Source organism: Pontimicrobium sp. MEBiC01747 (genome assembly GCF_053601635.1).
Genome location: NZ_JBSHNS010000097.1, coordinates 1 through 4,543 on the forward strand (window position 1 = coordinate 1; position 4,543 = coordinate 4,543).

The window sequence follows — 4,543 nt, forward strand, 5'->3', positions numbered from 1 at the left end:
TTATCACGGTGTAAAGTAATTAGTGAATTTAAATCGTTATAGTCCATTTCTCCATTGTCTTGGCTTCTTACAACTATACTTTTTAAGTTAAGCAAATGCAAGTTTTTCTTTACACTATAATGTGTAGATTCACTGTAATAAACTATAGGGTTATTAAAACTCTCTCTTGCTAGATAAAGTCCATAAAGATTCCCTTCTGTTCCACCATTTGTTACATACCCCCAAACATCTTTTATAGATGATGAGAGCATTTCTGCAAAAAAAGAAATCACCTTTTGCTCTATATCCTTTGTATCTATTGCTAATGTTGAAGGAGATTCTGGATCTCCTACATTATTTATACATAAATTTAAAAATGGTGCAAAGGCTTTTAAATCAAAATCCTTGGCTAAAGGATAACCAAGAAAGTTGTCTGCATTTTCGCTAATACGACTGTATATTTCTTCTATTTTCATTTTAAGTTATTTTATGCTACAAATTTACACTTACATAAAATAATAATCTATTTAAAACACAAATATGGTAAATTATACCACTATATTAACATAAATTAGTTTAATAAAACTTTATAAAGTAAATTTATGGTTTCAAAAAGAAAAAATATATGGTAGAGTTAGATAAAATAGATAAGGAAATTATTAATTTACTACAGGAAGATGGTAAAATGACTATTAAACAGCTAGCTAGTAGCGTTAATTTATCCATAACACCAACTTACGAACGTTTAAAAAAAATTGAGAGTACAGGAATTATTAATAAGTATGTTGCTTTAGTAAATCCTAAAATGGTTGAAAAGAACCTCATTGTTTATTGTCAAGTTACCTTAATTAAGCATCAAGAAAAATATTTTGAGCGTTTTGAGGCTTATACTAAAACCATTGATGAAATTATTGAAGTTTCCTACATTGCTGGTAATTATGACATATTGCTAAAAGTTATACTTAAAGATATGAGCGAATATCAAGTTTTTGTTATGAATAAATTATCTAACTTAGATATTGTAAGTAACATACAAAGTTCTTTTATTATTAAGCAGTTTAAAAATGAAACAAAAATTACCTTAAAGTAATTTTAAGCTAGGATATTACAAAAAAGAAAGCCCCCTATTCAACTAAACCATTTAAGTTAAACAAGTGACTTTCGGGAGTTACCAACAAATAAACAAACTAAAAAACTCTATTTAAATCAATAAAGTAAAAACTAATAATGTTGGTTATCTTTTTTTTCTATTAAACTTTTTTCCTCTTTATTTAGATTTTTGCATTTAGACTTTATTAAGTTTATTAACCTTGTTTGAGGCTGCAAAAAGGGCAAAGAGGATAACAGCAAATTAAAATGTATACGTGATATTTGCTTTTGCGTTAAATGGTGTTCCTGGTGTAAAGTGAATTTCTTCTACAGGAGCTGTTTCGTTTTGCAAACGTGATTCCGTTAAAAACTGCGTTTCATTCCACTCCGTATTAAATATATTTTCTATAGCTATACCAATACTTAAATTTTTATTTAATTTATAATTCAAATTAAAATCGGTAACAAAATAGCCTTCTGCTGTTACAGAGTAATCTTCGTTTGCTGCTCTATCGTCTAAAAAACGGTAATGTAAACCTCCTGAAAATCCTTTATAATCTTGTAACGCTAATCCTCCAACTAGGGTAAAACTTGGCGCTAATGGTATATAATCTTCACCATCGTTATCTTCTACACTTCTGGCTTTAGTTAGTGTGGCATCGGTATCAAAATACAAGTGCTTATTTAACTGGTAGCGTAAGCCTAAATCTAATCCTAAACGTTCTGTTTTTCCGCTAGGTTCTACTATTCCGGCATCTCCTACATACACAAATTCTTGTTCTAAGAATAAATACCAAGCGGTTGCGTTTAGTGCTAGTTTTGGTAAGGGTTTCCAAACACTTCCTAAATCTACACCATAAGCTTTTGGTAAAATGTCTTCGCCTTGTTGCGCTACCACTACTCTAGCATCGTTAGAGTGAAAGCCTATTCCTGTTTTAAAGAACCATTGTAAATTATCGTTTTGGTTATATTGTACTTGTAATTTTGGTAAAATGGCTGTTTTACGTTCTGATTGTGTTTGGTATGTGTCTGATAAGGCATCGTTATATAAAAACTTAAAATATTCTAAACGTACTCCTGGTGTTACAGTAAGTTTTCCAAAATCGAATTCAGCATCATAATACGCAAAGGCATTAGTTTGGTTAACGTCTCCTAATTGTATAAAGTCTAAAGTGGTATTGCGGTTTAATGTTTTAGATAATTCAACATCCTCAATATTATCATATCTTAATCCTGCTCCAGCTGTTGTTTCAACTTTTGTTTCTCCAAGAGTATATTGTGTACTTAGAGCTGTATTAAATCCGTAAGTGTTTCTAACTTCTTTTTGTTTGATTTGGTCTCCGTTAGTTGGGTCATCTAAAAAGAACGTAAAGTTAGAGTATAGTTCAAAATCATAATACGTGTAAAAGGCATTTCCTTTAAATGTAGTATTGTCATTAACAGTAGTATTATATTCTGCATTTATTAGCGAACGGCTAGTGTTTCCACCTTCGGTATCGTCTATGGCTCCAAAACGGTCTATTAATCCACTTTCTACAGCTCTATTTGGTATTTGCCCTGAGGCATCCCAACGACTTTTAAAATGAGAGGCTGTTAAGGACAAGCGATCTTTATCGTTAAAGTAAGTTGTGTATTTACCTATTAAATTTACTCTATTAAAATTTTGGGAGGTATTAAAAGGGCCATCTGTTTCTATGTATTCCATACCAAAATAGGCACTTTCACTTTTCTTTTGGTCTAATAAATTAAACAGTCCTAAGGTTCTAATGGTATTAAATTGCCCATAGGATAGTTTTATTGTGTTATTCTCTAATCTGTTTTTAGTTTTAAAATCAATGTAACCTGCTGTTGTAAAATCTTTTGCATTAGCGTAATACGGTCCTTTTCCAAAATTAATATTATTAATGGTTTCTGGTATTACAAAGTGTAAATCGCTATAACCTTGCCCGTGCGCGTGCGATACGTTATTTACTGGTATACCATCTACGTTTATAGACACGTCTGTACCATGGTCTATATCGAAGCCTCGTAAAAAAATCTGCTCGGCTTTACCGCCTCCTGCATGTTGCCCAATAATTAACCCAGGTACTTTTCGTAATATTTCCTGAGATGAGTTTATAGGGTTGGTTTCTAAATCTAACTTTGCAAAAGTGTTTAGTACGTTTACTTCTTCTGCTATAACAATTTCATCTAGCTTAAAGATATTATTTTCTAATGCTATCTCTATTCCATTTTTTAAATCATCTGCTCTTAAAACTAGAGTTTGTTTTTTAAACCCCAATTGTCCTATAGTTATCGTATCTCCAACCGTATTATTATCTAATACAAAATAGCCATTCTCTGATGTATGTGCATGACTCTTACTATTTAGGTTATATAGATAGGCCGCCCCTAATGGTTGTGTGTATGTATCATAAACATACCCTTTTAATTGTTGTGCATTAGTAGTTTTAAAACTTAGAAGGCAACTAAAAAGCAGTACTATTCCTACTATTTTCTGTAATCTCTTCATGTTTTATAGTTGTTGTATTTTTGTTTCCATTACTGGTCCTAGTTCGTATGTAGCTTCTATTAATTCTGCTTTTAAGCTATTAACTGCTTCTGGTTTATTGTTGGCTTTGTATATTTCTGCTATATGATATAATACTTCTGGTTCGAAGGTTTTTCCTTTTACATGTTTTTCTACAATGCTTAAAGCCGCTTTGTTGTTTCCGTTATTGTAATACGCCCAAGCTAATAAATCGTAAGATTGTGCTGTTGGTCGGTTTTTAATTTCTTCTTTAGCTATGGCTATTGCCTCTGCTTTTTCTGTATTTGTTTCTGCCATTAATTTAGCATTATATGCATTGTACATAACACCATAGGCTTTATTTTGTACTGCTTCTTTATATTGTTTTATGTACTTATTCTTTGCGTTTTCATCGTTTAAGTATTCTGATAATTCTGCTTTTAACAAGTAATAATCTGGTGCATTGTATGTTTCTGTTATGGTATTTAAAATGCGTAGTGCTTCTTCTGGATTACGCTCATAAGAGTATACAATCCACGCAATTCCTTTTTTAGCGTAAGCATCATTAGGGTTTAGTGTTAAAGCTTTAAGGTAGTAGTTATACGATTTTTCTATTTGCCCATCATGACCATAAAAATCGGCAATGTTTGTATAACTCCATTGCATTAATTCTCTGTTTTTTGAAGATTCTGCTTTTGCTAAAGCCTTTTCCATGTATTTTATTGCTCCGTTTAGGTTTCCTACATGATCATTCCATTTTGCTGTTCGTATTAAAAAATCGAAGCTGTTATAATCGGTTACTTTTTCTAAATACTGTTTAGCTTTTGTATCGTTTCCTAATTCTAAATGCACGTCAAATAACATTTTTTGTGTACTCTTTAAATCTTCGGCTAGGATTTCGGCTTGTTCTAAAAGCGACAAGGCTTCTTTAAAACGGTGCTGAGAGATGTAATTTCTTGCTAAACG

At 31.4% G+C, this 4,543-nt stretch carries 3 protein-coding genes and 1 pseudogene; 1 reads left to right on the forward strand and 3 read right to left on the reverse strand.

What is annotated here, in order from left to right; translation table 11 throughout:
• Nucleotides 1-455, reverse strand: a pseudogene (locus ACVC2P_RS01975) (histidine decarboxylase); the annotation flags it as partial.
• Between the two features lie 149 nt (nucleotides 456-604).
• Between ACVC2P_RS01975 and ACVC2P_RS01980 the strand changes: the two are divergent.
• Nucleotides 605-1,069 (forward strand): Lrp/AsnC family transcriptional regulator, encoded by a 465-nt coding sequence (locus ACVC2P_RS01980; protein WP_452596805.1) that lies wholly within the window; start codon nucleotides 605-607, stop codon nucleotides 1,067-1,069.
• Between the two features lie 261 nt (nucleotides 1,070-1,330).
• Here the strand turns inward: ACVC2P_RS01980 and ACVC2P_RS01985 are convergent, their stop codons facing one another.
• Together ACVC2P_RS01985 and ACVC2P_RS01990 are read right to left on the reverse strand one after the other, a co-directional pair.
• Nucleotides 1,331-3,580: a TonB-dependent receptor gene (locus tag ACVC2P_RS01985; protein WP_452596806.1), complete on the reverse strand. Its 2,250-nt coding sequence runs from the start codon at nucleotides 3,578-3,580 to the stop codon at nucleotides 1,331-1,333.
• Between the two features lie 3 nt (nucleotides 3,581-3,583).
• Nucleotides 3,584-4,543: tetratricopeptide repeat protein (locus tag ACVC2P_RS01990; RefSeq protein WP_452596807.1), on the reverse strand; the 960-nt coding region annotated here is incomplete at its 5' end.

Excerpts from the sequence above, each read along its gene's own strand:
- ACVC2P_RS01980 (WP_452596805.1), top strand. The coding sequence starts at position 605 with ATGGTAGAGTTAGATAAAATAGATAAGGAAATTATTAATTTACTACAG.
- ACVC2P_RS01985 (WP_452596806.1), bottom strand. The coding sequence starts at position 3,580 with ATGAAGAGATTACAGAAAATAGTAGGAATAGTACTGCTTTTTAGTTGC.